Source organism: Megasphaera vaginalis (ex Srinivasan et al. 2021) (genome assembly GCF_000478965.1).
Lineage (GTDB): Bacteria > Bacillota > Negativicutes > Veillonellales > Megasphaeraceae > Megasphaera > Megasphaera vaginalis.
Window position 1 is genome coordinate 62,700 of sequence record NZ_AWXA01000007.1, and the last position, 26,212, is coordinate 88,911.

Annotated in this window: 25 protein-coding genes, 3 tRNA genes and 1 riboswitch; of the genes, 25 read left to right on the plus strand and 3 right to left on the minus strand. The window is 51.4% G+C overall.

Going from position 1 to position 26,212, the window contains the following annotated elements:
• Window positions 1-107: 107 nt before the first annotated feature.
• Both thrC and HMPREF1250_RS01495 read left to right on the plus strand, forming a co-directional pair.
• Window positions 108-1,622 (plus strand): threonine synthase, encoded by a 1,515-nt coding sequence (gene thrC, locus HMPREF1250_RS01490; RefSeq protein ID WP_023052872.1) that lies wholly within the window; start codon window positions 108-110, stop codon window positions 1,620-1,622.
• 13 nt (window positions 1,623-1,635) lie between these two features.
• Window positions 1,636-2,523, plus strand: a complete 888-nt coding sequence (locus HMPREF1250_RS01495) for a DMT family transporter (protein WP_023052776.1) — start codon at window positions 1,636-1,638, stop codon at window positions 2,521-2,523.
• 62 nt (window positions 2,524-2,585) lie between these two features.
• On the opposite strand, the gene HMPREF1250_RS01500 is transcribed toward HMPREF1250_RS01495, so the two are convergent.
• On the minus strand, window positions 2,586-4,199 hold the full coding sequence (locus tag HMPREF1250_RS01500) for a peptide chain release factor 3 (protein ID WP_023052862.1): 1,614 nt from the start codon (window positions 4,197-4,199) through the stop codon (window positions 2,586-2,588).
• A 172-nt stretch (window positions 4,200-4,371) separates the two neighbouring features.
• On the opposite strand from HMPREF1250_RS01500, the gene mfd reads away from it, so the two are divergent.
• The 21 genes from mfd (at window position 4,372) to HMPREF1250_RS01605 (ending at window position 22,525) form a co-directional block, all read left to right on the plus strand.
• Window positions 4,372-7,656, plus strand: a complete 3,285-nt coding sequence (gene mfd / locus HMPREF1250_RS01505; RefSeq protein ID WP_023052837.1) for a transcription-repair coupling factor — start codon at window positions 4,372-4,374, stop codon at window positions 7,654-7,656.
• Window positions 7,649-9,238, plus strand: a complete 1,590-nt coding sequence (locus tag HMPREF1250_RS01510; protein ID WP_023052855.1) for a putative polysaccharide biosynthesis protein — start codon at window positions 7,649-7,651, stop codon at window positions 9,236-9,238. The genes mfd and HMPREF1250_RS01510 overlap by 8 nt, the downstream gene beginning before the upstream one ends.
• Window positions 9,239-9,253: 15 nt before the next feature.
• A complete protein-coding gene (mazG, locus tag HMPREF1250_RS12200; protein WP_023052782.1) occupies window positions 9,254-10,711 on the plus strand; it encodes a nucleoside triphosphate pyrophosphohydrolase in 1,458 nt (485 codons plus the stop codon).
• A gap of 49 nt (window positions 10,712-10,760) precedes the next feature.
• Entirely contained in the window at window positions 10,761-11,042 is a 282-nt protein-coding gene (locus HMPREF1250_RS01520) for an HU family DNA-binding protein (protein WP_023052866.1), read from the plus strand.
• A 99-nt stretch (window positions 11,043-11,141) separates the two neighbouring features.
• Window positions 11,142-12,299, plus strand: coding sequence for an MGDG synthase family glycosyltransferase (locus tag HMPREF1250_RS01525; protein WP_023052790.1), 1,158 nt, complete (start codon window positions 11,142-11,144; stop codon window positions 12,297-12,299).
• A 60-nt stretch (window positions 12,300-12,359) separates the two neighbouring features.
• Window positions 12,360-13,652: a divergent polysaccharide deacetylase family protein gene (locus tag HMPREF1250_RS01530; protein ID WP_155914476.1), complete on the plus strand. Its 1,293-nt coding sequence runs from the start codon at window positions 12,360-12,362 to the stop codon at window positions 13,650-13,652.
• A 29-nt stretch (window positions 13,653-13,681) separates the two neighbouring features.
• Complete coding sequence (locus HMPREF1250_RS01535; protein WP_036242340.1) at window positions 13,682-14,449, plus strand: TSUP family transporter; 768 nt, start codon at window positions 13,682-13,684, stop codon at window positions 14,447-14,449.
• A 17-nt stretch (window positions 14,450-14,466) separates the two neighbouring features.
• On the plus strand, window positions 14,467-15,207 hold the full coding sequence (locus HMPREF1250_RS01540; RefSeq protein WP_023052814.1) for an SDR family NAD(P)-dependent oxidoreductase: 741 nt from the start codon (window positions 14,467-14,469) through the stop codon (window positions 15,205-15,207).
• Between the two features lie 73 nt (window positions 15,208-15,280).
• Window positions 15,281-16,114 carry a hypothetical protein gene (locus HMPREF1250_RS01545; RefSeq protein WP_023052919.1) on the plus strand — a complete coding sequence of 278 codons (834 nt, stop codon included), beginning with the start codon at window positions 15,281-15,283 and terminating at the stop codon, window positions 16,112-16,114.
• An 18-nt stretch (window positions 16,115-16,132) separates the two neighbouring features.
• Window positions 16,133-16,471: a YkvA family protein gene (locus HMPREF1250_RS01550; RefSeq protein ID WP_023052850.1), complete on the plus strand. Its 339-nt coding sequence runs from the start codon at window positions 16,133-16,135 to the stop codon at window positions 16,469-16,471.
• Window positions 16,472-16,630: 159 nt separating this feature from the next.
• Window positions 16,631-17,077 carry an acyl-CoA thioesterase gene (locus tag HMPREF1250_RS01555; RefSeq protein WP_023052813.1) on the plus strand — a complete coding sequence of 149 codons (447 nt, stop codon included), beginning with the start codon at window positions 16,631-16,633 and terminating at the stop codon, window positions 17,075-17,077.
• Window positions 17,070-17,873, plus strand: a complete 804-nt coding sequence (gene murI, locus HMPREF1250_RS01560) for a glutamate racemase (RefSeq protein WP_023052797.1) — start codon at window positions 17,070-17,072, stop codon at window positions 17,871-17,873. Before HMPREF1250_RS01555 ends, murI begins: the two co-directional genes overlap by 8 nt.
• 28 nt (window positions 17,874-17,901) lie before the next feature.
• A complete protein-coding gene (locus tag HMPREF1250_RS01565) occupies window positions 17,902-18,444 on the plus strand; it encodes a hypothetical protein (protein ID WP_023052867.1) in 543 nt (180 codons plus the stop codon).
• Window positions 18,445-18,457: 13 nt separating this feature from the next.
• Window positions 18,458-19,126: a coenzyme F420-0:L-glutamate ligase gene (locus HMPREF1250_RS01570; protein WP_023052796.1), complete on the plus strand. Its 669-nt coding sequence runs from the start codon at window positions 18,458-18,460 to the stop codon at window positions 19,124-19,126.
• A complete protein-coding gene (locus tag HMPREF1250_RS01575) occupies window positions 19,123-19,725 on the plus strand; it encodes an XTP/dITP diphosphatase (RefSeq protein ID WP_023052851.1) in 603 nt (200 codons plus the stop codon). Before HMPREF1250_RS01570 ends, HMPREF1250_RS01575 begins: the two co-directional genes overlap by 4 nt.
• Window positions 19,718-20,209 (plus strand): metallophosphoesterase family protein, encoded by a 492-nt coding sequence (locus HMPREF1250_RS01580; protein WP_023052815.1) that lies wholly within the window; start codon window positions 19,718-19,720, stop codon window positions 20,207-20,209. The genes HMPREF1250_RS01575 and HMPREF1250_RS01580 overlap by 8 nt, the downstream gene beginning before the upstream one ends.
• A 27-nt stretch (window positions 20,210-20,236) precedes the next feature.
• Complete coding sequence (gene speD, locus HMPREF1250_RS01585) at window positions 20,237-21,013, plus strand: adenosylmethionine decarboxylase (RefSeq protein WP_023052894.1); 777 nt, start codon at window positions 20,237-20,239, stop codon at window positions 21,011-21,013.
• A gap of 58 nt (window positions 21,014-21,071) precedes the next feature.
• A tRNA-Pro gene (locus tag HMPREF1250_RS01590) sits at window positions 21,072-21,148 on the plus strand.
• A gap of 9 nt (window positions 21,149-21,157) precedes the next feature.
• A tRNA-Gly gene (locus HMPREF1250_RS01595) sits at window positions 21,158-21,231 on the plus strand.
• Between the two features lie 23 nt (window positions 21,232-21,254).
• Window positions 21,255-21,331, plus strand: a tRNA-Arg gene (locus HMPREF1250_RS01600).
• A gap of 288 nt (window positions 21,332-21,619) precedes the next feature.
• A complete protein-coding gene (locus HMPREF1250_RS01605) occupies window positions 21,620-22,525 on the plus strand; it encodes a DMT family transporter (protein WP_023052821.1) in 906 nt (301 codons plus the stop codon).
• Between the two features lie 120 nt (window positions 22,526-22,645).
• On the opposite strand, the gene HMPREF1250_RS01610 is transcribed toward HMPREF1250_RS01605, so the two are convergent.
• Together HMPREF1250_RS01610 and HMPREF1250_RS01615 are read right to left on the minus strand one after the other, a co-directional pair.
• A complete protein-coding gene (locus HMPREF1250_RS01610) occupies window positions 22,646-23,299 on the minus strand; it encodes a methionine ABC transporter permease (protein ID WP_023052915.1) in 654 nt (217 codons plus the stop codon).
• Entirely contained in the window at window positions 23,280-24,323 is a 1,044-nt protein-coding gene (locus tag HMPREF1250_RS01615) for a methionine ABC transporter ATP-binding protein (protein WP_023052825.1), read from the minus strand. Before HMPREF1250_RS01615 ends, HMPREF1250_RS01610 begins: the two co-directional genes overlap by 20 nt.
• Window positions 24,324-24,400: 77 nt before the next feature.
• Window positions 24,401-24,496, minus strand: a riboswitch (SAM riboswitch).
• A gap of 174 nt (window positions 24,497-24,670) precedes the next feature.
• Here HMPREF1250_RS01615 and hpf point away from each other — a divergent pair.
• Both hpf and HMPREF1250_RS01625 read left to right on the plus strand, forming a co-directional pair.
• A complete protein-coding gene (gene hpf, locus HMPREF1250_RS01620) occupies window positions 24,671-25,195 on the plus strand; it encodes a ribosome hibernation-promoting factor, HPF/YfiA family (protein WP_023052838.1) in 525 nt (174 codons plus the stop codon).
• Between the two features lie 232 nt (window positions 25,196-25,427).
• A complete protein-coding gene (locus HMPREF1250_RS01625) occupies window positions 25,428-25,961 on the plus strand; it encodes a flavodoxin (RefSeq protein WP_023052904.1) in 534 nt (177 codons plus the stop codon).
• Window positions 25,962-26,212: the final 251 nt, after the last annotated feature.

The window sequence follows — 26,212 nt, forward strand, 5'->3', positions numbered from 1 at the left end:
GATATCCAGCGGATATCTCGCTTTTTTTTTGAGTTGTATTGTGCAGTCGGTTTGATATAATATAAAGACATCATTCAATTGTTGTTACATTTATGAGGAGGTTATTTATGAACTATTGCAGTACCAGATCCGGGGAAACTGTTTCGCCGTCGTATGCTTTGCTTCACGGTTTGGCTGCAGACGGCGGTTTGTATGTGCCTGAAACATTTCCCGAACAAGTTTTATCGTCTGCAACGCTTGACCATAAATCATATCAGGAATTGACAGAATTGGTTCTGTCCTATTTCTTTACCAATTTTACGGCTGCAGAACGGAAGGCGCTGGCTGCGGCTGCTTATAATGCGGATACGTTTCGCGATGCGCGTATTGTGCCGTTGCACTCCCTGGATACGGATGTGACCTTGGCCGAACTCTTTCATGGCCGGACGTTGGCTTTTAAGGATTTGGCGCTATCCCTGTTTCCCCATTTGCTTACTGCGGCCAGAAGACAGGAAGGCGAATGTAAAGACATACTGATTCTGACAGCCACGAGCGGCGATACGGGCAAGGCGGCCCTGGAAGGGTTTAAAGACGTAAAGGGTACGCATATTATGGTGTTTTGTCCCAATGACGGAGTCAGTCCCATGCAAGAGCGGCAAATGCGCACGCAAGAAGGGGAAAATGTCCGTGTTGCCGCTATTCAAGGAAATTTCGACGATGCGCAGAGTTTTCTGAAAAGGATTTTCGTCGATAAAGATGTTCGCGATTATGCGGCTGAACGAAATATCCTTTTTTCCAGTGCCAATTCGATCAATATCGGGCGTCTTCTGCCGCAGATTGTTTATTATGCCGCAACGTATGCATCGCTGATGGAAAACGGTGCCGTTGCTGCCGGAGAAATTGTTGACGTCGTTGTTCCGACCGGGAACTTCGGCAATATTTTGGCCGGGTATTTTGCCAAAAAGATGGGCGTGCCCATTGGCAAACTGATTTGCGCATCTAATCGCAACAACGTTCTTACGGATTTCTTTAAAAATGGCGTCTATGACATGAACCGCGAATTTTATACGACGGACAGTCCGTCTATGGATATTCTCCTGTCCAGTAATTTTGAACGATTCTTGTACTATGTCGCCGGTGGAGATACGCAAAGGGTGGCGGCCTGGGAAGATGAGCTGGCGCGTACGGGGAAGATGGCCGTCAGCGCGGCGGAACTGACCTCGTTGCGGCAGGATTTTGACGGAGACTGGATCGACGATGATGAAACCAGGGCCGTTATCAGCCACGTGTATAACGATTGCGGTTATCTTCTGGATCCGCATACGGCGGTGGCATACGGCGTTTACTTGAACCGACGCAAGCGGGGGCTGACGGAAGGACGGCATACCGTCGTGATGGCAACGGCTCATCCGTATAAATTTCCGCCCGTCATTTGCCGTGCTTTAGCGCTTCCCGAGGCTGCGGATCCCTTCCTTGCCCTGGGGGAAATCAGCGCCGTCACCTCTCTCGGTTTGCCGCAGCCGTTGGCCGATTTGCGGCAAAAAGAGCTCCGCTTCAATCAAACCCTTGAAAAAGAAGAAATGAAAAAAGCCGTGTTGGCTTTTATTGATACGATTTACGAAAAAAACAAACAAAAGGGCTAGAGGTGGAGAAGCGTTGAACAAAGGTGTCGTTTATTCCGTTTTGGCCGCCCTTGCCTTCAGTCTTCAAAATGTGATTGTCAAGGAGCTTTCCGTTACGATGGGGACCGGCGAGATCGCGTTTTTCAGAGGATTTCTCAGTGCGCTGCTGCTCATTGGGATCATGAAGGCGCAACATATTCATTTGTCTCACGAAGATCGTCCGGCATTGGTATTTCGAGGTATCGCCGGCGGTATCGGCATGGTTTGCATTTTTTACGGCCTGCGCGGGATGCCGTTGGCCGATGTTTCCATCTTGTCACAGTTGTCGGCATTTTTTGTCATGATCTTTGCCGTCGTTTTTTTGAAGGAATCCCTGCCGAAGGGGGCGGTCATACCGCTCTTCGTTATTATTTTCGGGGCTTGTTTGGTCGTGCGGCCGTGGAATTTTTCTTCCTTTAATAGCTATTCGCTCTTCGTTTTGGCGCAGGCCGTGTTTGCCGCCGCAGCCTATACGACAGTCAGCAAGCTGACCCGTTCGGGGCGTCATCATCAGGACGAGATCGTTCTGTATTTTCTTGTTTGTGCCGCCATTTCCGGGCTCGCTCTTATGGGAACGGATTTTATTATGCCTGACGGGAGAGAATGGTTCCTTTATGTTCTGCTCGGCATCATTACCATTGCCGCTCAAATTTGGATGACCGATTCCTATACCTACGGGAATCCTGTCGTCGTCAGCTTTGTCGCCTATATCGGCGTTTTTTTCAACGCCTTGTGGGGGTTCGTTATCTTTGATGAAATGCTGACGCTGCTTACTTTAAGCGGCGGCCTTCTCATCATCGGCGGCTCCATGTATCTGACGAAGCTGAAACATGACCGCGTTGTCAGGCTGTCGGCCGTGCGCAGCAGAACGGAGAAAAAATAACGTGTTCCCATGTTATGTAAAACGAAGAAGCACTCTTCGCGTTTTGCGGAGAGTGCTTTTGATTATTCCATCAATGTTGCCGGCAGGGCGAGTTCGTCCGGTGTCGCACAGAAATGAAAGTCCGGATTGCGTTCAATAATCCAATTGGCTTGCCACTCATTAGTGATCAGCAGGACGACGCGTTGTTTGTGATCTTTAACGATCATGGCGCTGTCGATATTTTTCAGGTGCTCATATGTCTGACTGTCCGATTCGATCCAACGGGCGACGGAGTAGGGCAGCGTGTTCATTTCCAGATCGACGCCGTATTCGTGTTTCAATCTGTATTCCAATACTTCAAACTGCAGTTGGCCGACGGCGCCGACAATATAGCTTTCCATGGAGCCCAGGTTTTCGTAGATCTGGACTGCTCCTTCCTGGGCCAGCTGCGTCATGCCTTTCAGAAATTGTTTTCGTTTCATCGAATCCTTGGCGCGGATACGGGCGAACAACTCCGGCGGGAACGTCGGGAAGTCGGCGAAGGTGACGGTCTTCTTGTCTGAAAAAAGCGTATCGCCGACGCCGAGATTGCCGCTGTCGAAAACGCCGATGATATCACCCGGATAAGCATCCTCGATGATCGTCCGCTCTGTTGCCAAAAATTGCTGCGGCTGCATGAGTCGCAAGGTTCTTCCCGATTGGCGGTGCGTCACGGTCATTCCCTTTTCGAATTTTCCGGAACAAATGCGCATAAAGACGATGCGGTCGTGGTGTTGCGGATTCATGTTGGCCTGAATTTTGAACACGAATGACGTAAATTGCTCTGCATCCGGTAAAACCGTACCTTCAAGGCACTTGCGCGGCTGCGGTTGCGGCGCCAGCTCTAAAAATTTATCCAAAAAAGGCTTGACGCCGAAATTGGTCATTGCCGAACCGAAAAACATCGGTGTCAGCGTACCGTTTTTTACTTTTTCCATATCGAAATCGTCGCCTGCTTCGTCGAGCAGTTCAATATCGTCAATGAGCGACTGGTGGACGTCTTCGTCCAATAAGTCGCTGAAAAGAGGATCCGCGGCGGAACCTTTTGTCGAAGCAAGCTTGTGTTGACCGTGAGACGTGTCCTTTTCGAACAGTTCGATCGAAGCGGCATTTCGATCGTAAATGCCCTGATAATTGCCGTTGATGCCGATCGGCCAATTCATCGGATAGGCCCGGATGCCGAGAATATCTTCTATTTCGGACAGCAAATCGAAGGGATTACGGCCGAAATGGTCAATCTTGTTGACGAACGTAAAAATGGGAATGCCCCGTTCTTTGCAGACGCGGAACAGCTTTTTCGTCTGTGCTTCGACGCCCTTGGCAACGTCGATGAGCATGACGGCGCTGTCGGCAGCCATCAACGTGCGGTATGTATCTTCACTGAAGTCCTGGTGTCCGGGGGTATCGAGTATATTGATGTGATGCCCTTCATAGTCAAACTGCAATACGGAACTGGTAACGGAAATGCCACGCTGTTTTTCGATTTCCATCCAATCGGAAACGGCGTGTTTTGTCGTTTTTCTGGCTTTTACGGAGCCTGCCAGATGAATGGCGCCGCCGTAAAGCAGCAATTTTTCCGTGAGTGTCGTCTTGCCGGCGTCGGGGTGAGAAATGATGGCAAAAGTACGACGGCTGTTTACTTCCTCTATCAGTGACATTCAAATACCTCGTTTTCGTAATAAAATAAAATCACTATTGATTATATAGGGTTTTACTTCATTGCGCAAGCAAATCGCATTGTGGTATAATCGTTCAGACAGATGAATACCATACGGATGCAAAAGGGCTTTAGATTTCCTAAAGCCCCCTTTGTTGTGAGGTTAAAAACGGATGAATCATTTATTTTCCTTTCTGGAAACGGATGACAGTATACGCAGCGGCGCTGCGTTTTTTGCGAAACCGGGGCGGTACGGCGTTTACGGTCTCGGCGGTTCAGTCAAGGCTGCTTTTGCGGCCTGCGGCATTGCCGCTGCTCCTGCTCATTTGCTTATCGTTGCGGCAACGAAAGAACAGGTGGCGGCGTGGCATACGGATCTGCGCTTTTTTGCTGCCGGCCGGGAGATATACGAGTTTCCCTTCGTCGACAGAGCTTCCTTTCATACGACTGCCAGGAGCATGGAACGGGCAGCGCTGCAAATGGAAATATTAGGCCGCCTTCGCGGAGAGAAGCCGATCATCGTTCTGGCATCTGCAGAGGAAGCGGCGCAGTATATCGTCGGGCCGCAGCAGATCGACAGCAGTGCCGTCGCTCTCCGGGTCGGGGCTGAATATGACCGGGAGAAGCTGTTGACGGATCTGGTTGCCGATGGATATGAACGCGTCGACATGGTGGAGCGGCGCGGTCATTTTTCGGTTCGCGGCGATATTATCGATATCTATGCGGTCAATTACGAAGAACCGCTGCGCTTTGCCTTTTTCGGAGACGGACTTGAAAGCATCCGCCCCTTCGACCCGATCAGTCAGACTTCTGTCGACACTCTTTCGTCTGTGCGTATTTTGCCGTTGTCATTGGCTGCTGACGGCGGTGAATACACACTGCTTGATTACGCGGCTAACGGCGTCATTATCTGGGACGAAGCAAACCGGATTCGCGAAGCGTTAAAAAAGAGTCTCGGCGAAACGGCGGAGTACGGCCGCCAGCTGGCGCCGTGGCGCACGTGGGCAGGCAAAAATCGGCAGGGGACGGAGATTGTCCTTTCCTTGTTGTCTCAGGCTGCTGCGGAACTGGCGCCGCAGGCAGTGACGAGCTTTACGGCAAAAATCGTTGCTACATTTCAAAAACAATTCAATCTCCTTGCCGATGAGCTGCATGAATGGCTGCAGAAGGAATACAGCGTCATCTTCGTCATGACCGGCCGTGACCGGTCCCGATCGCTTGCGGCCTGGCTGCGGCAGTGCGGCTTGGCCTATAAGGAACTCGACGGGCAGATTGAAGTGACCGGTCCCGGCATGTATATCGTCAGCGGTGAAATCGGCAACGGGTTCGAACTTCCTTATGCCAAAACGGTATTCGTTGCTGAACGTGACGTTTACGGCATGCAGAAAAAACGGCTGCGGCGTCATTTCGGCAAAGCACAGGAAATCAGCGCATTTACCGATTTGAAGAGCGGCGACTATGTCGTTCACGAAATGCACGGCATCGGTCGTTATCTCGGGATCAAGACGATCGCCGTTAACGGTGTTCATAAAGATTATCTGGAGATTCACTATGCCGGACAGGATGTCCTGTATGTGCCGACAGACCAGCTTGAGCTGTTGCAGCGATATATCGGCAATGAAGGCGATACGCCGAAGCTGCACCGTATGGGTGGCAGCGATTGGCAGAAAGCGCGTTCGAAAGCGCAAAAATCGATTGACGATCTGGCGGAAAAGCTGGTGGCCCTTTATGCTAAACGGGAGGTCGTAGAAGGGTTTGCTTTTCCGCCGGACACGCCGTTTCAGCAGGAATTCGAGGAAGCGTTTCCTTATGAAGAGACGCAGGATCAATTGAAGGCCGTTCAGGAGATCAAGACGGCCATGGAAGCACCGGCGCCGATGGATTGTCTTGTCTGCGGCGACGTCGGTTTCGGCAAGACGGAAGTCGCCATCCGCGCCGTTTTCAAGGCCGTTATGGGCGGCAAGCAGGTTGCTGTGCTGGTTCCGACGACGGTGCTGGCGCAGCAGCATTTTAAGACGTTTACCGAACGGTTCCGCAGCTTCGGCGTTCAATGTGAAGTACTCAATCGTTTCCGTTCGTATAAAGAGCGGAAATCGATTCTGGCCCGTACCGCAGACGGCGCCGTCGATGTCCTCATCGGAACGCACAGCATTTTGAACAAGAATGTGCAATTTAAAAACCTCGGCCTTCTCGTCGTTGACGAAGAGCAGCGGTTCGGCGTTGCCCAAAAAGAGAAGTGGAAGGCCTGGTCTGCGAACATCGACGTGCTTACGCTAAGTGCGACGCCTATTCCGCGAACACTGCATATGTCGCTTGTCCACTTGCGGCAGATGTGCATCATCGATACGGCGCCGATCGACCGTTTTCCGGTACAGACATATGTGACCGAGTACGATGCCCGTATTGTCCGCGATGCCGTTATGCGTGAAAAGAGACGGGGCGGGCAAGTCTTTTTCGTTTATAACCGCGTCGCCTCGATTGACCGCATGCGTCTCGAACTGGAAGCGCTGTTGCCGGATATCGCTGTCGGTACGGCGCACGGACAGATGACCGGGCCGCTGCTGGAACAGACAATGTTCGATTTTTATGAAGGAAAATACGATGTCCTCCTGTGCACGAGTTTGATCGAAAACGGCTTGGATATTGCCAACGCCAATACGATCATCATCTACGATGCCGACAGGCTCGGTCTTTCGCAGCTTTACCAGATGCGCGGCCGCGTCGGACGAAGTCACCGGATGGCGTATGCCTATTTTCTTTACCGTCGTAACAAGGTTTTATCGGAAGTGGCGGAAAAACGTTTGCAGGCGATAAAAGAATTTACCGAATTGGGCTCGGGCTTTAAAATTGCCATGCGCGATCTGGAGATCCGCGGCGCCGGCAATCTGCTGGGACGGGAACAACACGGTAATATAGCCAGCGTCGGTTTTGCCATGTACTGTACGATGCTGGAAGAGGCCATCGCCAAAGTACGGCATGCGGAGCGGCGGGAAAAGCCTGTGCTGCATACGGTCTTCGAAGTTCATGTCGATGCGTTCATCGATGCCGCCTATATTGCAAACGGCGGCCAGAAGATCGAAATGTACCAGCGGTTGGCACTGGTCAGAAATACAGACGAGTTGGCGGCGTTGAAAAAGGAACTGATCGACCGCTATGGCAAACCGACGCGTCCGGTAGCGACGCTTCTGTTCGCTACGCGGCTGCGTCTGCAAGGACGTTCTCTGGGCCTGGTTTATATCGGGCAAAAAGCGGAATACATCGAACTGAAATGGCAGGAGGTAGCGGTTATGCCGCCGGCAGCTGCGTTGGAACCGGTTCTGCGGCGCCGTTGCCGTCCCGTTCCGGGCATTCCGACACTGCTGCGGTTTTCGCTGAAGAATATCCCCGATGTATTGACTTATATTGAATACATTTTTCAAGGCTTTGAGAAAGTAAGAAAGGAGAGGTCCTTTGCGTAAGACATCTTTTTTGCGAGGCGCCATGATCCTGACTGTTGCCGGCGTTGTTGTCAAAATGCTGGGCGGCGTCAACCGGATACTCCTGTCGCGTATTCTCGGCGGTGAAGGCATCGGTCTTTATCAAATGGCCTATCCGCTTTACATTTTGCTGCTGAGTATTGCCGGCGCCGGCATTCCTATTGCCGTGTCGATCCTTGTCGCCGAGAAAGCGTCGCAAAGCGCATACGGAGAAGGACGGCGGATACTGAAGATAGCGCTGTTGGCATTGGGCGGCTGCGGCGTCTTGTTGGCTGCCGCCATGATTCCTGCCGCCTCCATTCTCGTCTCTGCCGGTATCGTCAGCGACGGTCGTGTCCAGCTCTCCCTCGCCGTTTTGGCGCCGGCGCTGGCCATTTCGATCGTTACCTGCTGCTTTCGCGGTTACTTTCAGGGGCTACAGCTGATGACGCCGACTGCCGTGTCGCAAATGTGCGACCAGTTCATCCGTGTTTGCGTCATGCTTTCCCTGGCTTTTCTGCTGTTTCCGTCGGGACTGGAGAAGGCTGCCGCTGGCGCCGCTTTTGGCGCCGTTCCGGGTGCTGCGGCCGGGTTGGCCGTCATGCTTTTTTTCTATTTTCGCCATTTGCGTTCGGCGGAATATGCCGCTTTGTCTAACGGTGCGGCAGCGCGGGAATCGTCTTTGCATATCGTGCGGCGGTTGCTGACCTTGGCGATTCCCGTTGCGGCGGCCAACATGCTCTTGCCGGCAGTAGCCAGTATCGATCTTTTTATCGTGCCGCACCGCTTGACTGAAGCCGGCTATACCATTTCGGAAGCGACGACGCACTTCGGGTATTTGAGCGGTATGGCCAACGGCCTGATCCAGTTGCCGGCAATTTTGACGATCGCGTTGTCCACGAGCCTGGTGCCGGCCGTGTCGGCGGCGTATACCGGCGGTACGCGGAGCGACGTGCTGCGACGAACTCATGCCGCCATGGCCATTGCCAACTTGATTACAGTCCCTTCTTTTTTCGGCCTTGCCGTACTGGCGACGCCCATTTCACGACTGTTATATGGGACGGCTGCCGCCGGTCCCGCTATTTGCGTTCTTTCTTTGGCCGCTTTTCTGATCGGTGTACAGCAGGTGACGAGCGGCCTTTTGCAGGGGATCGGCAAGGCCTGTGTGCCCTTGTACTGCATTCTGGTTGCAGCGGTGCTGAAAATAGGATTGAGCTGGTACCTGACCGCGCTCCCCTGGCTCGGGGAAGCAGGGGCCGCATGGGCGACCAATGCGGATTTAGCTGTTGCCGCCGCTTTGAATCTCTGGTTTGCCGGCCGTTATGTCGCCTATCGAATGGATTGGCTGCACTTGGGGAAAATATTTCTGTCCGCTGCGGCCATGGCGGGAACGGCATGGATCGTTTCGGAAATATCCGGACCGCTTTTGCCGGATACGGCGGCAACACTTTTGGCCATCGGCACGGCGGCAGTCGTTTATCTTGTCAGCCTATTGGCCTTTCGCGCCGTCGACAGTGAACTGGTCGGAAAAATACCTGTTGTCGGCGCCAAGTTGAAGAACGTATCGGACCATTTAAGAAAATAAGGGGGAAATGCAGATATGAAAAAAATACGGATCGTCGGGCTGGGTCCCGGCGATGCGGGGCTGATCACCGTGGCGGCAATGCAGGCGATGCGGGAAGCGCCGTGCCTTTTGCTGCGAACGGCAATTCACCCTTCCGTCACCCGGTTGGATCAGGAGGGGATCCCGTATGAAGCGCTGGATCGTTTTTACGAACAGGGAGATTCCTTTGCGGCGGTCTACGCGGCAATCGTCGAGTATGTTTTGCAGAAAGCGGCCGATACCGATGTCGTCTATGCCGTTCCCGGCAGTCCCGTCGTCGCCGAAAAAACGGTGCAGCTTCTGGAAGCAGCGGGAAATAGAGCAGAGGTAACGGTCGAAGTGTTGCCGGGAATGAGTTTTCTGGAAACGTTGTATACACGGCTTCGCCTCGATCCCGTCAATGGCTTGACCGTCATCGACAGCAGCGATATTGCTTCGTTGCTGCCGCCGGCGGCGCCGGTTATCGTCACGCAGATCTATGACAGAAAGGTCGCCTCCGATGTCAAACTGGCCCTCATGGATATATATGGCGACGAATACGAGGCGCTGCTTGTTTATCACATCAGTTTGCCTGATGAAGCGGTCAGGCCTGTCAAGTTGTATGAATTGGACAGGTTGGAAACGATCGATCATTTGACGAGCTTGGTACTGCCGCGGCCGGCCTCACCTTCGCTGCCCTTTGATCTGACGCCCCTTGTCTCCGTCATGGCCCGTCTCCGCGGTGAAGCCGGCTGCCCTTGGGACAAAGCGCAAACCCATAAATCGTTGCGGCGGTATCTGCTGGAAGAAGTGTACGAAATGCTCGACGCCGTTGACGCCGGTGACGATGAAGGCATTTGCGAGGAACTGGGCGATATCCTCTATCAGGTCGTGATTCACGCCCGCATCGGAGAAGAAAGAGGACTTTTTTCGGCACAGGAAATTGTGGATCATGTGACGACAAAGATGATACGCCGTCATCCCCATGTTTTTGGCGAAAAAAGCCTTGAAAATAGTAGCGGTAGTGTGTTAAACTGGGATAGAATTAAGCAGGGAGAGCGCCGTCAGCGGCATCAGCATCTTTTGGACGGAGTCGTCAAGGGAATGCCGGCCTTGCTTGAATCGCTGAAGCTGCAGGAAAAATCGGCGAAAGTCGGTTTTGAATGGCCTGAAGACGCTTCCGTCTGGGACAAGCTCGAAGAAGAGCTGTCGGAATGGCGGGAAGCGTTGGGAGAGAACGATGCAGATCATGCTGAAGAAGAAGCAGGAGATGTATTATTTGTCTTGGCTAATTTATGCAGACGGCATAAAATTGAACCGGAATGTGCGTTACATCGTGCTAACAGTAAGTTCCGCCGTAGGTTTTCTCATGTGGAAGAGTGCGTGTTGCGTTCGCAACGAAAATGGGAAGACTATACACTGGCAGAACTGGATCGTTTCTGGCAGGACGCCAAAGCAATCGAACGCGGTCTATGAGGTTAGCCGGATTATTATATAGATGTAACTAATTAAAGGAGGACTTGTAATGAACAAAACTGAATTGATTGCTAGCGTAGCTCAAAAATCCGATTTGACAAAAAAAGATGCTGAAAAAGCTGTGAAAGCTGTTTTCGAATCGGTCAGCGAAACACTGAAGAAAGGTGATAAGGTTCAGATTATCGGTTTCGGTACTTTTGAAGTCCGTCATCGCAAAGCTCGTGAAGGACGTAATCCGCGCAACAATGAAGTTATCAAGATCAAAGCTTCTAAGACACCGGCGTTTAAGGCTGGCAAACAGCTTAAAGACTTAGTTAACAAGAAAAAATAATTTGTATCTACAAGGGCCGCTGTTCGTTACGGCCCTTTATTTTTCCTGCATATACAGCAGATACAGCGTATCGTTTTCCACATAAGAGAGGTAATAGTGATGGCTAGAAAAAAAGTGCTGATCATGTCTGCCTCCATCGGGACAGGCCACGCACAGGCTGCACGGGCGATAGAAGAATATTTGCGAACCATACCGGAAGAATGTGAAGTTGAGCATTTGGACTTTCTTTCCAATGATTTTCTTTCCTTTGACAATCTGGTCAAGGAAACGTACATTAAAATCCTCGATGTTTTTCCCATTCTCTACGATTTGATGTATTATTCTTCTCAAGGGTATAAGAAAGGTCTGGCGGTAAAGACTCTTATCGCCTGGGGACTTAAACGCCGAATGCTGCGCGTGTTGGCGGACAGGAAACCTGATATTCTCATTTTCACGCACCCTTTTCCCGCCGGGGCGGCAGCTCTTTTAAAGCGGCAGCATCGCTTGTCCGTTCCCCTTGTCGGCGTAATCACGGATTTTGCCATCCATCAGCTTTGGATCTATCCGCAGATCGATCAATATTGCGTCGCCGCGTCGCAGCTGAAAGAAATTTTGATCGGTCAGGAAGTCGACGGCAACCGGGTTTTGGTTTCCGGCATTCCTGTACGCAATACGTTTTTACAGCACCGTTGGCAGTGGGATGAACGACATCGCCGTAATCGTAACGTATTGATCATGGGCGGCGGTCTGGGAATGGGTTCGATCAAGGAATCCCTCTCCGTTCTCGACTGCTTGACGGAGATTGATTCTTTTACCGTCGTTACGGGCCATAATGCCGATCTGTTCGATGAGCTGTCGCAGCTGAAGCAGACCATGCGGCACCCCGTGGACGTGTGGGGATACACGAATCAGATAGCGCAGCTGATGGTCAATGCTTCGCTCCTCGTTACCAAGCCGGGCGCTCTGACTTGTACGGAAGCGGCGGCGGCGCAAGTACCGCTCGTTCTGTTCAGTCCCATACCGGGACAGGAAGAGGCAAACGCTTCGTATATGCAGGAAAAAGGCTGCGCCTGCTGGGTAAAGAGCAAGGAGCAGCTGTCTGTCGTTGTTGCCGATTTGTTGGGACACCCCGACAAGTTGCAGCGTCTTTCGGCGGCGGCTCTGAATTGTCGTCGTGACGGCGCGCGGCGTATTGGCCGGCGCGTCATGCAAATGCTCGCGCCCGAAAGGAAATGGCCCGACCGTGCGGAACGGCCTTACTCACAGCCGTCTGTGTGACGTTTCGGATAAGAGCGGTGCAATACCTGCAGGTATTGGCCGCTTTTTTGTTTAGGAGGAATGATGATGAGGCAAAGAAAAAGAGGCGGTTCACTCAGACCGGCAGCCGTTTTGATCCTGCTGATCGCCCTCTGCATCGGAGCATATTGGCTGCTGAACGGCGGTACGGTGTCAGAAAAGCTGGCCGACACGAAGTTTGAAGAATTGCAGGGGCTTGAGGATGACGGAAAAAACGCCGATTATACGAAAGAGTCCGGTGAGATTCAAGTTGCAGTGACAGCCTGGCTGAAGTCGCAGGGGTATACGGCGGAAACGTTGCAGACCGAAGATCGGGAGGCGGCGCGGCGGCAGACGGGCGGCAAGATTCTCTGGACGACGGAAAGTGTCTTTGTTGCGCCGCCGCCGTCATTTTCCAAGGAAGCTTTGGAGCAAGAGTTGGCTAAAAGCGGCGGCAAAGTGACGTTATACCGTACGGAAAGCAAGCAGATCGGCGGCAGCGAGGTGACGGAATACGACATTGCGCTTTTTGACATGTTGGATAAAGAACAGCTCTTTTTAGTCGTAGCTAAGGTTTATGTTGCGGCTTCCGGAACGGACAGCGCAGCGGCGAAGGCAGTCAGGGATACGCTCGCGAAGCCGGCGGGAAAGGATGCCGCAAAGAATAAGAGCGGTGCGCCGTCGGCATCGCCGGCCAAAACGGAAGGCCGTCTGGCCATCGTTATTGATGACTGCGGCAGCAATTTGGGGCTCATTGAAGAGCTGAATGCGTTGCCTGTCAAATTGACTTATGCCGTCATGCCTTTCAAGTCGGCTACGGCGGCAAGCGCCGAAAGCGGTTATCAGGCGGGCCGCCGAATTATCGTTCATTTGCCGATGGAACCGCTGAATGTGGCTTCGTCGGAAGAGATCTTCATTTCCGGCGATATGAGTGACAGCAAAATCAAAGCGACGACGGCCGAACTTCTCGATCAGGTTCCTCATGCCGTCGGCATGAATAATCATCAAGGTTCGGCGGCAACCGCCGACAGCAGGACGATGAAGGCGGTCATGGCCGTTTTGAAGGAACGGGGTCTTTCTTTTCTGGACAGCCGTACGAACAGCGCTTCTGTAGCGGCGCAGACGGCAGAGGCCATGGGCGTTCCGGAGACGCGGAACAACTTGTTTATCGACAATGATGCCGACGTCGGAGCGGTCAAGGAGCGGCTGCGTCAGGCCGGCAGGATCGCCAAGGCCAACGGCAGCGCCGTCGTTATCGGCCATTGCCGGGCGAAGACGATTGCCGCCATTCGGGAAATGATTGATGAATTGCATCATGAAGGAATCGATTTCGTCTTTGTGACGGATCTGATGTAAATGGGGGAAGAAACTTGGAAATTTTTGGTATGACAATGTCTTTGTACACTTTTTTGCTGCTCCTTGGCGGCGGTTTTTTGGCCGGCTTTATCGACTCCATTGCCGGCGGCGGCGGTCTCGTTTCCCTGCCGGTGTTGCTGGCGTCGGGGATGCCCACTCACTTTGCCTTGGGAACGAATAAGTTTTCCGCCACCTTTGGCGCCGTCATGAGTGCCTGGCAGTTTTGGCGTGCCGGAAAAGTTGACAGGGCGTTGCTGAAAAAATTACTGCCTTTTACTTTTTTAGGAGCGGCTGCGGGTTGTACGCTTATGGTTTTTCTTTCTGCAGCTCTTTTGCGTCCCATCGTCATCGCCGCCTTGATCGGCACTGCCGTTTTTGTCTTTACGAAACGTGATCTGGGCGTGCAGGTACGGTCGGCCGAAACGATTCGGCGCCGCCTTGCCAAGGGGATAGCCGCCGCTTTTCTTATCGGCGCTTACGACGGCTTTGTCGGTCCCGGCACGGGGACGTTTCTGATCATGTCTTTTGCCATGCTCGGCTTTGATTTTATCGTTTCAGCCGGGAACGCGAAGGTATTGAATCTGATGAGCAATGCGACTTCTCTCGCCCTGCTTATCTATTGGCGGCAGATCCTTTATTTTCAGGGGCTGGTAATGGCGGCGGCCATCTTCGGCGGCGCCTATTTCGGCTCGCGTCTGGCGATCCGCAGGGGCTCGTCGTTTATTCGGTATGTCATGCTGACGGTGACGACGGTTCTGATCGGTAAATTGCTGCTTGAATACGTCGGAATTCTTTAGAAAGGAAAGGAGCGGGCATGAGAAAAACGGTTCTTATCAGCGGCGGTACGTCCGGCATCGGCTTGGCGGCGGCGGAGATACTGCTGCGGCGGGATTGGCAGGTTGTGCTCAACGGCAGGAACCGGGAGCGGGGAGAAGCGGCGCTGCGCCTTCTTGGCGGCGGCAGCCGCGTCCTGTTTCTTGCCGGTGACATAACGGACGAGGCCGTTTGCACTGCCCTGGCCGACGAGACGGCGGCTCACTTCGGCAGCCTGGACGGTTTGGTGACGGCGGCCGGTTTTTATGATGAAAAACTGTTGGAATCTCTTACGGCGGCAGACATTCAGTCCATGTTTTCCGTCAACGTTTACGGCACCATTTATCTTTGCCGGGCCGCGTTGCCGTATTTGAAACGGCGCGGCGGCGCTGTCGTTACCGTCGCCAGTGACGCGGCGCTGCAGGGAAATGTAGCCTGCTCGCTCTATTGCGCGACAAAAGGCGCCGTCTTGGCTTTTTCCCGTTCGTTGGCGCTGGAGGCAGCGCCGCATCAGGTGCGTGTCAACTGTGTTTGTCCCGGTGATGTCAGGACACCGCTCCTGGCACGACAACTGGCTGCCGATCCGACTTTGACGGAAGCGGATCTGGCTTCGCATTATCCGCTGCTGCGTTTGGCGGAACCGGCTGAAGTGGGAAAAGCCGTCGCCTTTTTGCTCAGTGACGATGCTTCGTTCATAACAGCGGCTTCGCTGCCTGTTGACGGCGGTTTGACAAGCTGGTGAAAACATGGGAAAATATAATAAACACAGATAAACCTTTACCTATGTTCTAGTTCATACAAACGGGGTGGTTCAAATGACCGAAGCAGAATTGGAAGAAATGAAACGATTGCAAGATGAAGTCGCTAAATTGCAGGAAGAGCTGGCTAATGCGAAGACGACGCAGGATGCCGGCGAACAGAGCACGGCGCTGACGGTCTTGGACACGATAGACAAGACGACGACAGATGTCGATCTCAAGGTGGAGACCCTCTGCCGCTGGGCTGCCGCCCGTGCCGGAGCCATCGTTATTGCGCCGCTGTTGGGGACTGTCGCGCTTATGGCTAATGAAGTATACTTGGTCAGTCGTATTGCCAGAGAATATGACGTCAAGTTGACGGAGCGTGCCGTTTTGGCGTTTCTGGGCGCCATGGGCAGCCGCATGGCCGGCAATTTTTTAACGACCCTGATTCCTTTCAGCGCGATCCAAGTGCCTGTTGCCGTCGGCATTACATACAGCCTGGGACGGGTGACGCAGCGTTGGTTGAAGGATGGCATGCCTACGGACATGGCGCCGTATGCCGATATGATGTCCGAATGGAAAGACAAGGCAAGGGAACAGGTTGACAGGCTTCGCGCCAATCCGTTGAAAAACATTCCCCTTGGCGATGAAACGGTCGATTACATGAAGAAATGGGGCAATGCCGCCAAAGATGTCGTTATGGAAGTGAAGGAGAAGGGACAGGAAGCCATTCAGCACGTACGGCATCGGGATACGCTCGTAGAGGACGTTGCTGCCGAAAAGGAGCAGGCTGCCGCCGCAACTGCTGAAAAAGAGGAAGCGGAAAAGGCTGTTGCCGCCGAAGAAAAATCTGTCGAAGAACAGGTTCGCGCAGCTGTCGAAGATGCTAAAATTCCGTTGGATGAGTAATTGAAAAGGTGATACTGTATGGTAAGATGGCTAACCTTTTTTGCTCGTTTTTACACACCTGGAAAATTTATTCTTTTCCTGCGTACGGCAGGTCACAAGATTCATTTTTTGCCGAAGCTGTTAGCGGCGTATTACTGTATGCAGGATAAGGACACGCCGAACTATGTCAGGCTCGTCCTCATGGGAGCGATCGGCTATGCGATTTTACCTTTCGATTTTCTGCCGGATACGATTTTAGGATTCGGTTGGGTTGACGATGCCGCGGTACTGGCAGCAGCCTGGCGTTTTGCCGGCACCTATATCAAGCCGGAACATCGGGAAAAGGTAAAGCGTTTAATTCCCTTTGCAAAGGTGTAAATAATATGACAATTCCAACAGGGCGCGGCAGCGTTCTGTTGGAATTGTTTTGTTTTCTTTTCTCGATTACCGCTGCAACGGCAGTAACAATCAAATTGACAAACACTTTTAAACATCATAAAATTAAATGAATGTCAATTATTTGAGGAGTTATGTAGTATGGTCACCATTACAGAAAAGGTTCGTTTTTACGAAACGGATCTGATGGGCGTAGCCCATCATTCCAATCATATCCGGTGGTTTGAATGCGGCCGGTGCGCTTACTTTGAAGCGGCCGGCGTCGATCTGTTCAAATTGATGGATGAAGGAATTGTCTTTCCTATAAAAAGTGTTTCTTGCAACTATCTCGTTCCGATCCGATTTGCCGACGTCATCCGTATCGAAACCAGACTGATCAAGTTGTCCCGTGCGCAGGTCGTTTTCTCCTACCGCCTTATTCGCGACTATGACGATACGGTTTTGGCCGAAGGAACGACACAGAATGTCTTTACACATCAGGCGAGCGGCAAGATTGCGCGCCTTTCTGACAGCGATTTCCGGCGCTTCCAGAGCATGTATGAAGAGGACAAAAAAGCGGCAGGTAATGGAGGCATGTCCGTTGGATAGAAAGGAACGGCCTATCGGTGTCTTCGATTCCGGCATCGGCGGTTTGACGGTTGTCAATAAGCTGCGGACTCTGTTGCCCTATGAAAATATCATTTATTTGGGGGATACGAAGCGGAATCCTTACGGAACCAGGACGGCTGCGGAGGTTATTGCCTATACGCGGCAGATCCTTCATTTTATGGAGAAAAAAGGGGTAAAGCTCGTTGCCATGGGGTGTAATACGGCGACGGCCGTAGCCTATGATACTGTTGTCAAGACGGTACCGTTTCCGTTGATCGGGATGAGCCGCGGTATTCAAACGGCGAAAGAGATCAGCTTAAAGAAACGGATCGGCGTATTTGCAACGCCGTTGACGATCGGCAAGCACATTCATCGCCGGGAAGCCGCCGCTGTCGATCCGACGCTGACGATTATCGAACAGCCGTGTCCGCCTCTTGCCGGTTTGATCGAGCGGGGAATCGTTTCCGGTCCGGAGATTATGGACGCGCTCAAAGAATACACAGCTCCCGTTCTGGCCGCCGGCGCCGATACGGCTATTTTCGGCTGCACCCATTTCCCTTTTATTCAAAATCTGTTTGAATCGCTTTGCGGCGATGCCGTTGTCTTTGTCGACCCGGCTCATGAAATGGCTCTGCAGACCCTGGATGTCCTGAAAAAGGACGATTTGCTGAAACAAGACGGCAAAGAGGGAGCCTTGCATCTTTATTTCACCGCCGAAGCGGAGCGCGGCGGCAACAGTGCGGCCCATCTGATTCCGCCCCACAAGTTTACAGTAGAAGAAATTTCATTGACCTGATGTATTCATCACAAAGGAGTCCTGCCTCGTGTTGCTGTATCTTATTTTGAACATTGTCATAGCTCTCATCGGTATCGGCGCATTGCTGTATATCCTTTTCCGCATCTATGCCTGGCATCAGGGCGACGCGCATTTCGTCATTGAAGCGCGCCATCGCAAACCGTTTGCCCTTATCAGCCTGACGGGAGATACAGCCGTTTTCGAAACGGAAGTCCCTTTTCGCAACGGCGGTAAACAATTAGGAACGATTATGGATTTTTATCCCCGGACGTTGTTGCCGCGTGAACAATTTGACAAGTGCGTCGTGCAGGCACAATTGGCGAATAAAGATGCGGAGCGGGACGACGGATATTGGGAGTCGGTCATCTATTATCCCGGCAAGGGCGGCAATCTTCGCGTGACCGTCACGCTGATCAGCAAAAATCGTATGATTCGCGAGGATTTGCAGACGTTTCCCGACATGGCTATTGATCTGGTCTACCAAGTCGTGGCGCGCAGCGAATGGTTCATTCACAAAGCCCGCATTACGCTGAAAGCATCGGAAGTAAAACGTGCATTGGAAAATGCGTAGGAGGTAATGTGACATGGCAAATTTGGAATTAATCCCGGTAAAAACGCGCATTCTGACAGATAAAGATGATATTGTGGATGTCATCGAGTCTTATGCGCGGGAACTGGTCGGGCCCGATGATATTATTTGTACGGCCGAAAGCGTTGTGGCTATTACGCAACGCCGTTATACGCGGCCAGAAGAATTGACGCCGTCCTGGCAGGCCCGTCTTATGCGTCGGTTTGTTCCCGGTGAAGGAAGTATGGCCAGCCTGTACGGCATGCAGGCGGCAATGGAGCTTGAGGGTGAATGGAAAATGCTTGTTTGCTTTATCATCGGCTTTATTGCCAAACTTTTCGGTAAGAACGGCGTGTGGTACAAGCTCTGCCGGCAGGCGTCGCTGACTGATGACGTGACCGGCACGATGCCTCCTTTCGACAAATGTATCGTTTATGGTCCTGCCGAACCGGATACGGTGGCGGAACGGATCAAGGAGCGGTTAGGTTGTTACGGGGCTTGTGTGGCTGACGTTAACGATTTGAAGCGGTCCGCCGTGCTCGGACATTCCAAGGGATTGGATCCGAATGAGATCGCCAGGATCCTGATTGATAATCCCTTCGGCAACGCTTCGCAGAAGACGCCGATCGTTATTATCAAAAATTATGCGGCCGTTGCGAAAAAGGCTGCCGGGGCGGATGCATGAAAGGGCCGGCTACGATCGTCATGGCGACACATAATGACGGCAAAATCAGAGAGTTTCGAAGTGTGCTGGAACCGCTGGGATATCGTGTCCTTTCTGTCCGGGAGCTCATGCCGTCGCTGGCTGAGCCGGAAGAAACGGGACTGACATTTATGGAGAATGCATCGCTTAAGGCGGCTTATTATATGAAACATACGGGATTGCCTTGTCTGGCTGACGACTCGGGACTTATCGTCGATGCATTGGACGGCAGGCCCGGTGTTTTTTCGGCCCGATATGCCGGAGAAGACTGCGATGATGAAAGAAACAACCGGAAGTTGATTCGCGAATTGGCCCATGTTCCTTACGAGAAACGGACTGCCTCGTATGCCTGCGTTCTCGTTCTGATCCGTCCTGACGGCAGCAAAGAAACGGCGGAAGGACGGTGCGATGGCATCGTGCGTGACGTTTATGCCGGCGCCGGCGGTTTCGGTTATGATCCCTTGTTTTATCTTCCCCAATTAGGAAAAACGATGGCGGAACTGTCCTTGGCAGAAAAGAATCAGATCAGTCATCGCGGCCGGGCGCTGCGGCAATTGGCGGACCGCCTGAGTCATGAATGACATTCGGGTCGGCTTGGTAAGCGACAGTCACGGACATTTTGCGGCACTGGAAAAAATGACGGCAACAGTGCCTGCTGTCGACGCTTGGATCCATTGCGGGGATTACTGTGAAGACGCAGACGATCTGGCTGTTTATACGGACCGTCCGGTCTATGTTGTCCGCGGCAATAATGATTACTTGGCGCCGGCGTCGGTTCCGGAGCACGGCGTCGTTTCCTTCGGCGGTGTGCCCATCGTTGCCGTTCATGGCCATCAGTGGTACGGTGCGGAGCGAATGAAAGGACTGTTGGCCTTAGGAGAAGAGAAAAAAGCTTTGTTAGTAGTTTTCGGTCATACCCATCGGCGGTTCATGACTGAACAGCACGGCATAACGCTCGTCAATCCCGGGAGTGTCGCATTGCCGCGCGACGGATGTCGCGGCACCTTCGCCGTTGCCCTTTGTGCAGACGGTATCTTGAAAGATATCCGATTTTATGAAATTTGATCCTATTGGCAGAGGTACGATGTTACGATGACAGTGAAAAAGAATAAACTAAAGCTCTATGGTTTCAATAATTTGACGAAAACGTTGAGTTTCAATATTTATGATATTTGTTACGCCGATACGGAAGAAGCGCGACGGCATTACATTGAATATATTGACGAAGAATACAATGCACAGCGCTTGACGGAAATATTGAAGCAAGTTGCTTCCATTATCGGCGCAAATATTTTGAACATTGCCAGTCAGGATTATGATCCGCAGGGAGCCAGCGTCACAATACTTATTTCTGAAGAAGAAATGAAGGAAAGTGATGCCGATGTCGTCTGTCATCTCGATAAAAGTCATTTGACGGTGCATACTTATCCCGAAAGCCATCCGCAAAAAGGCGTGACGACCTTCCGTGCCGATATAGATGTATCCACCTGCGGTCGCATATCGCCCCTCAATGCATTGAATTTTCTCCTCGACAGCTTTGACTCTGATATCGTTACCCTTGATTATCGTGTCCGCGGGTTTACACGTGATCTGACGGGGAAAAAGTTATTTATTGATCACCGCATTAATTCTATTCAGAATTATATTGCGCCGAAGACGCGCAATCGTTACAATATGGTAGATGTCAATGTTTACCAGGAACATATCTTTCATACGAAGATGATCTTGAATGAATTTGACTTAAATAACTACCTGTTCAACACGACAGCCGATGCGTTGACGGAAAAAGACCGCAGGCTGATCAGGCAACAGCTGCGGCAGGAAATGATCGAAATTTTTAACGGCCGTAACATGCCGTCAATTCGTTAAAAAAGCACTTTTCTCAGTTGACAAACAGTGATGACGTTGGTATAATTTATACCGTTGACGGGGCATAGCGCAGTTTGGTAGCGCACCTGGCTTGGGACCAGGGGGTCGCAGGTTCGAATCCTGCTGCTCCGACCACTGTCGCATGCGGGTGTAGCTCAATGGTAGAGCGCCAGCCTTCCAAGCTGGTTACGTGGGTTCGATTCCCATCACCCGCTCCATTTTTTATTACAACTTCGTCTTTGACTCAGTAGCTCAGCTGGATAGAGCAACAGCCTTCTAAGCTGTGGGTCTAGGGTTCGAATCCCTACTGGGTCACCATCAGCATACAAGCGGTCTTTCCTTATGGAGAGGCCGTTTTTTTGTTAATTGGGGCGTCTGTTTTCGTCGTGGTGACGTAAACATTTTCTCCGGTCATGGAAAGGGGAACCGCCGGCAGCGACGGGAAAAGGGCAGTTGCACGCAAGGTTTTGTGTTGGCGCTTATAGCAATAAATGAATTTTGTTCTTAAAAAACAGGGTGACGACAGTAGAGGAAAAACTGACGGTTGCAGTTCAACAGTCGTTGGCGTATACTGTAAAGCGTATTGGAAAACAGGAGGTATGCAAAATGTCATCAAAAACAGGTATCCTTTGCATCGTCTTGACAGCCATAGCCTTTGGGACGATGGAAATAGCGCTAAAAATCGCAGGAACGGCGTTTACGCCTTTTCAGCTGACTTTTCTTCGCTTTCTTGTCGGCGGGTTGCTGCTTTTGCCGCTTGCTGTGCGCGATGTGCGGCAGCGAGGCATTCGCCTGAATAAGGGGGACTGGATGTATCTGGCCGTTTTGGGACTGGTAAATGTTTGCTTCAGCATGATCCTGTTTCAAATCGGCGTCAACATGGCCAATGCAGGGTTGGCGGCCATCGTCTTCTCCAGCAACCCGGTTTTTGTCATGATCTTTTCTTATTTTATCATTCATGAAGCCTTTACGAGGAGAAAGGCGATTACCCTTGTGCTCAGTTTGGCAGGACTGATCATTGTCGCCGATCCTGTCGCCATCGTGAGGAGCGGCAATTTCGGACTCTGCGTTTCTGCTGCCGCCGCCGTAGTATTCGCTTTATACACGACTCTCGGCAAATTGCGTATCGAAAAATTGGGCGGCAACGTGGAAAACGCCTTCAGCTTTCTTATTGGATGCGCCTTTTTGTTGATTTTCTTGCACATTCACGGCGATCCTGTTTTTGGCGGAATTAATTCACAGACGATCTGGTCACTTTTATATTGTTCCCTTGTCGTTACCGGTTTCGGCTATCTGTGTTTCATGAAGGCCATCGAACTGACTGGGCCGTCGAATGCGTCGTTTGCGTTCTTCCTCAAACCCGTTATTGCCCTTGTTCTCTCTGCCGTGATTTTATCCGAGCCGATTACGTGCGGCGCCGTTATCGGTTTGCTGTTGATACTGATCGGCTGTACGATGGCCGGCCCTATTGAGCGGATTCTCTTTTCGAAAAAGGTGCGGGATGGGCAATAGCCTGTCGCAATGATTGCGGCAGCGGCTGCCGAAAAATAACACGCATGGTCTACATAGTTATATCGTTTACCCATTAAGAAGGCACCGTATGCAATGATACGGTGCCTTCGGCGCATATGTTCAGCGTTTATTCTTTTTTCGGGAAATCCAATCTCCGCCGCTTTGAATCAGATTTACACCGATAATGAGGATGATGATCGTCGCCAGCATGACGTCGGCGCGGAACCGCTGATAGCCGTAACGAATGGCGATATCGCCGAGTCCGCCGCCGCCGATGGCACCGGCCATTGCCGATGCGCCGATGAGATTGACGATGAGGACGGTAACATTGTTAATAATTGTCGGCAGCGCTTCCGGCAAGAGTACCTTACAGATGATCTGAAAGGGTGTGGCTCCCATGGATTGCGCTGCTTCAATGAGTCCGAAGTCGACGTCGCGGATCGAGGTTTCGACGAGGCGGCTGAGAAAAGGAATTGCGACGATCGTCAGCGGGACACAGGCTGCTAACGTGCCGATTGAAGTGCCGGCAATAATACGGGTCAACGGGATGATGGCGACCATAAGAATAATAAACGGCACGGAACGGACAATATTGACGACAGTGCCGAGAATACGATTGATGAAACTGTTTTCCAGAATATGGCCTTTCGATGAAGTGACCAAGGTGACGCCGAGAGGGATGCCGATCAAAGAGCCGATGAACGTCGCTACACAAACCATGAATACCGTTTCTTCTATGCCTTGCGTCAGTAATTTAATGATTTCCGGGGACATAACCTAAAACCTCGCTTTCAATGGGTAATTCCTTGATGTATGAAAATGCTGCCGTTTGTGTTTCCATGTCGCCCATAATGACGATGACGAGATACCCGAAGGGCTCGTCCTGGATATAGTCGATGTCGCCGTAGAGGACGCTGACGGCGGCATTTGATTTTTTGGCGATATTCATCACGACCGGATCTTTCGTAATCTCGCCTTTGAAGCGAAGGCGCACGAGCATATTGCGGTCAGGCGCCGGTTGGTCGCTGATGCCCATTTTACGGATTCCCTCGGGGATTTCCGTATTGATAACGGATTTGACGAAGTCCTGCATCGTTTGTGATTGCGGGGCCGTAAAAATATCGACAACCCGCCCTTGCTCTTTAATAACGCCGCCTTCGATAACGGCGACGCGGTCACAGATTTCTTTAATGACCGCCATTTCATGCGTGATCAGGACAATCGTAAGGTTCAGGCTTTTGTTGATATTCTTCAACAAGTCGAGGATCGATTTCGTCGTTTGCGGATCGAGGGCCGATGTGGCTTCATCGCAGAGGAGAATTTTCGGATCGCTGGCCAGGGCCCGGGCGATGCCGACGCGTTGTTTCTGGCCGCCAGATAATTGGGACGGATAATTGTATTGGCGGTCCGTCAGGTCTACGAGATCAAGCAATTCATCGACCTTTTTTTTGATCACCTCTTTTGAGGCTCCGATCAATTCGAGGGGGAAAGCAATGTTGTCAAAAACCGTACGTGAAGACAGGAGATTAAAATGTTGAAAGATCATGCCGATGTTTTTTCTTTCCCGGCGCAACTGGCTGTCGTTCATTGCCGTCAGCTCTTTGGTATTGATAATGACTTTGCCGCTCGTCGGTTTTTCCAGCATATTGATGCAACGCACCAACGTTGATTTACCGGCGCCGCTCTTGCCGATGATGCCGAATATCTCGCCGTCTTCGATCGTCAGATCAATGCCGTTTAAGGCGGTGACCTTCGCCTTGCCGCCGTAAGTTTTGGTGATATTTTCCAGGATAATCACGGTATCAGCTCCTTAAAACACAGTTTGTAAAATAAAAAAAGCCGTCAACAGTTGACGGCGCACCAGAACTAAGCTCATGTCATCTGTCGGAATCTCCGATGGAATTGGCACCTTCCCGAGTGGGGGTTGCCGCAGCTTCATAGGGCCAGTCCCTCTGCTGCTCTGGATGAACAGTATATTATGCTGTTGCCGTTTATCTTATCATGAACGGGAAATGATGTCAAACGGGAGTTGCCGTTTATTGCAAAACTTTCACAGCAGGAATTTGCATGTTGCTGTTGAATATATAAAATATAAGGGGAAATACGGTGCAAGCTTTATTTCCTTTATGAAAGGAAGGGATTTTTATGGCAGCAGTTGTAAGAGGTAAGAATATTGAAATTACTCCGGCATTAAAGGAGTACGTACTGAAGCATGAGAAAAAGGTTACCAAGTATTTCGATAGCGAAGTGAATTTGCAGGCCGTTCTTTCTATTGAAAAAGACACTAAAATTGCTGAACTTACAGTCAAGGTCGACGGCGTCGTGCTGCGGGTTGTAGAACGTAATGACGATATGTATGCCGCAATTGATCTCGGCTTTGACAAGATCGTGCGTCAGATCCATAAATATAAGACAAAAATTGCGCGCCGCATGAAGGGCGATTCCTTCCATGCCGCGTTGGTAGAAGGTCCTGACGCTCCGGAAGAAGAATTTGAAGTTGTCAGAACCAAGAAATTTGCCGCACGGCCGATGGATGTGGAAGAAGCGATTCTGCAAATGAATCTCATCGGTCATGATTTCTTCGTTTTCCTCAACTCTGACACGGATACGATCAGTGTGGTCTATAAACGGAAACATGGTAAATACGGACTTATTGAGCCGGAATTCTGAGCAGTTGATCCCTTGCCTTTGTGGCAAGGGATTTTTTTTGCAAAAAAACATGCTTCTTAAGTATATGTGTATAGTTGACATAGGTATTAGCTATGTTTTCGTTTTGCTTGTATACTGAAAGCAAGATGGAGATAGTAAGATTGAAGGAGAGACAATGAAGAAAAATAAAAAAATTATTTTATAGATTGTAAGTATACTGAGTGTATTGGTATTGTTGCCGGGAGGAATGTATATGATGAGAAATAGAGCGGTTGTCACGCCAAGGGAGCAAACTGCGGCGGCGCCCCATAGTCTGCAAGATAAACGAGTCTTATTGGTCTATTACTCCTGGTCGGGAACGACGAGAGACGTTATATATGAGATACGGAAAAAGACAGGCGGCGACGTGTATGAGTTAATGCCTGAAAAGCCTTACACGGGGTCTCATAGTGACGTATCGGAACAGGCAAAAGAGGAGCAGGAGCAGGCATATCGGCCAAAGATCAAGAACCCTCTGCCTGATCTTTCGTTGTACGATGTCATCATCTTAGGCTATCCGATTTGGTGGTATGAAGAACCGATGATCGTCGACAGCTTTTTGGCAGCGGCGACGTGGGAAGGAAAAATCATTCTTCCCTTTTGCACCAGCGGCGGCAGTACTGTCGATCAAAGCGTTGACAATATACGCCGGCAAGCTCATGGAGCCACGGTGCTGCCGGGTTTGACTTTGCCGAACGGTTCCGGGACGGACGGTCTTTCCGAGTGGCTAAGTGAAAGCGGTTTTTAAGCGACTTTTCGTGACAGGGACCAACTGCTTATCCCGTTGCTGCGAAGGGAGCGCCGCATGCAGGTCATACGGCACGAGAGGATAACCGTTCCGAGAAGGTAGCGCTCACGATACGGCAGCGATCGGGAGAGATCTCTTTAAAAATGACGCGGTAAGGGGATAAGGTGAGTTGCTTCAATGAGGCGATTGGTTTCGATATCGACAGTATGGGGATCTTTCTTTTTCCGTTTTCGTCCTTGTCCGGCGCTGTG

Coding starts and splice junctions, on each gene's coding strand:
- thrC (WP_023052872.1), top strand. CDS start 108: ATGAACTATTGCAGTACCAGATCCGGGGAAACTGTTTCGCCGTCGTAT.
- HMPREF1250_RS01500 (WP_023052862.1), bottom strand. CDS start 4,199: ATGTCACTGATAGAGGAAGTAAACAGCCGTCGTACTTTTGCCATCATT.
- mfd (WP_023052837.1), top strand. CDS start 4,372: ATGAATCATTTATTTTCCTTTCTGGAAACGGATGACAGTATACGCAGC.
- mazG (WP_023052782.1), top strand. CDS start 9,254: ATGAAAAAAATACGGATCGTCGGGCTGGGTCCCGGCGATGCGGGGCTG.
- HMPREF1250_RS01520 (WP_023052866.1), top strand. CDS start 10,761: ATGAACAAAACTGAATTGATTGCTAGCGTAGCTCAAAAATCCGATTTG.
- HMPREF1250_RS01525 (WP_023052790.1), top strand. CDS start 11,142: ATGGCTAGAAAAAAAGTGCTGATCATGTCTGCCTCCATCGGGACAGGC.
- HMPREF1250_RS01530 (WP_155914476.1), top strand. CDS start 12,360: ATGATGATGAGGCAAAGAAAAAGAGGCGGTTCACTCAGACCGGCAGCC.
- HMPREF1250_RS01535 (WP_036242340.1), top strand. CDS start 13,682: ATGACAATGTCTTTGTACACTTTTTTGCTGCTCCTTGGCGGCGGTTTT.
- HMPREF1250_RS01540 (WP_023052814.1), top strand. CDS start 14,467: ATGAGAAAAACGGTTCTTATCAGCGGCGGTACGTCCGGCATCGGCTTG.
- HMPREF1250_RS01545 (WP_023052919.1), top strand. CDS start 15,281: ATGACCGAAGCAGAATTGGAAGAAATGAAACGATTGCAAGATGAAGTC.
- HMPREF1250_RS01550 (WP_023052850.1), top strand. CDS start 16,133: ATGGTAAGATGGCTAACCTTTTTTGCTCGTTTTTACACACCTGGAAAA.
- HMPREF1250_RS01555 (WP_023052813.1), top strand. CDS start 16,631: ATGGTCACCATTACAGAAAAGGTTCGTTTTTACGAAACGGATCTGATG.
- HMPREF1250_RS01570 (WP_023052796.1), top strand. CDS start 18,458: ATGGCAAATTTGGAATTAATCCCGGTAAAAACGCGCATTCTGACAGAT.
- HMPREF1250_RS01575 (WP_023052851.1), top strand. CDS start 19,123: ATGAAAGGGCCGGCTACGATCGTCATGGCGACACATAATGACGGCAAA.
- HMPREF1250_RS01580 (WP_023052815.1), top strand. CDS start 19,718: ATGAATGACATTCGGGTCGGCTTGGTAAGCGACAGTCACGGACATTTT.
- speD (WP_023052894.1), top strand. CDS start 20,237: ATGACAGTGAAAAAGAATAAACTAAAGCTCTATGGTTTCAATAATTTG.
- HMPREF1250_RS01605 (WP_023052821.1), top strand. CDS start 21,620: ATGTCATCAAAAACAGGTATCCTTTGCATCGTCTTGACAGCCATAGCC.
- HMPREF1250_RS01610 (WP_023052915.1), bottom strand. CDS start 23,299: ATGTCCCCGGAAATCATTAAATTACTGACGCAAGGCATAGAAGAAACG.
- hpf (WP_023052838.1), top strand. CDS start 24,671: ATGGCAGCAGTTGTAAGAGGTAAGAATATTGAAATTACTCCGGCATTA.
- HMPREF1250_RS01625 (WP_023052904.1), top strand. CDS start 25,428: ATGATGAGAAATAGAGCGGTTGTCACGCCAAGGGAGCAAACTGCGGCG.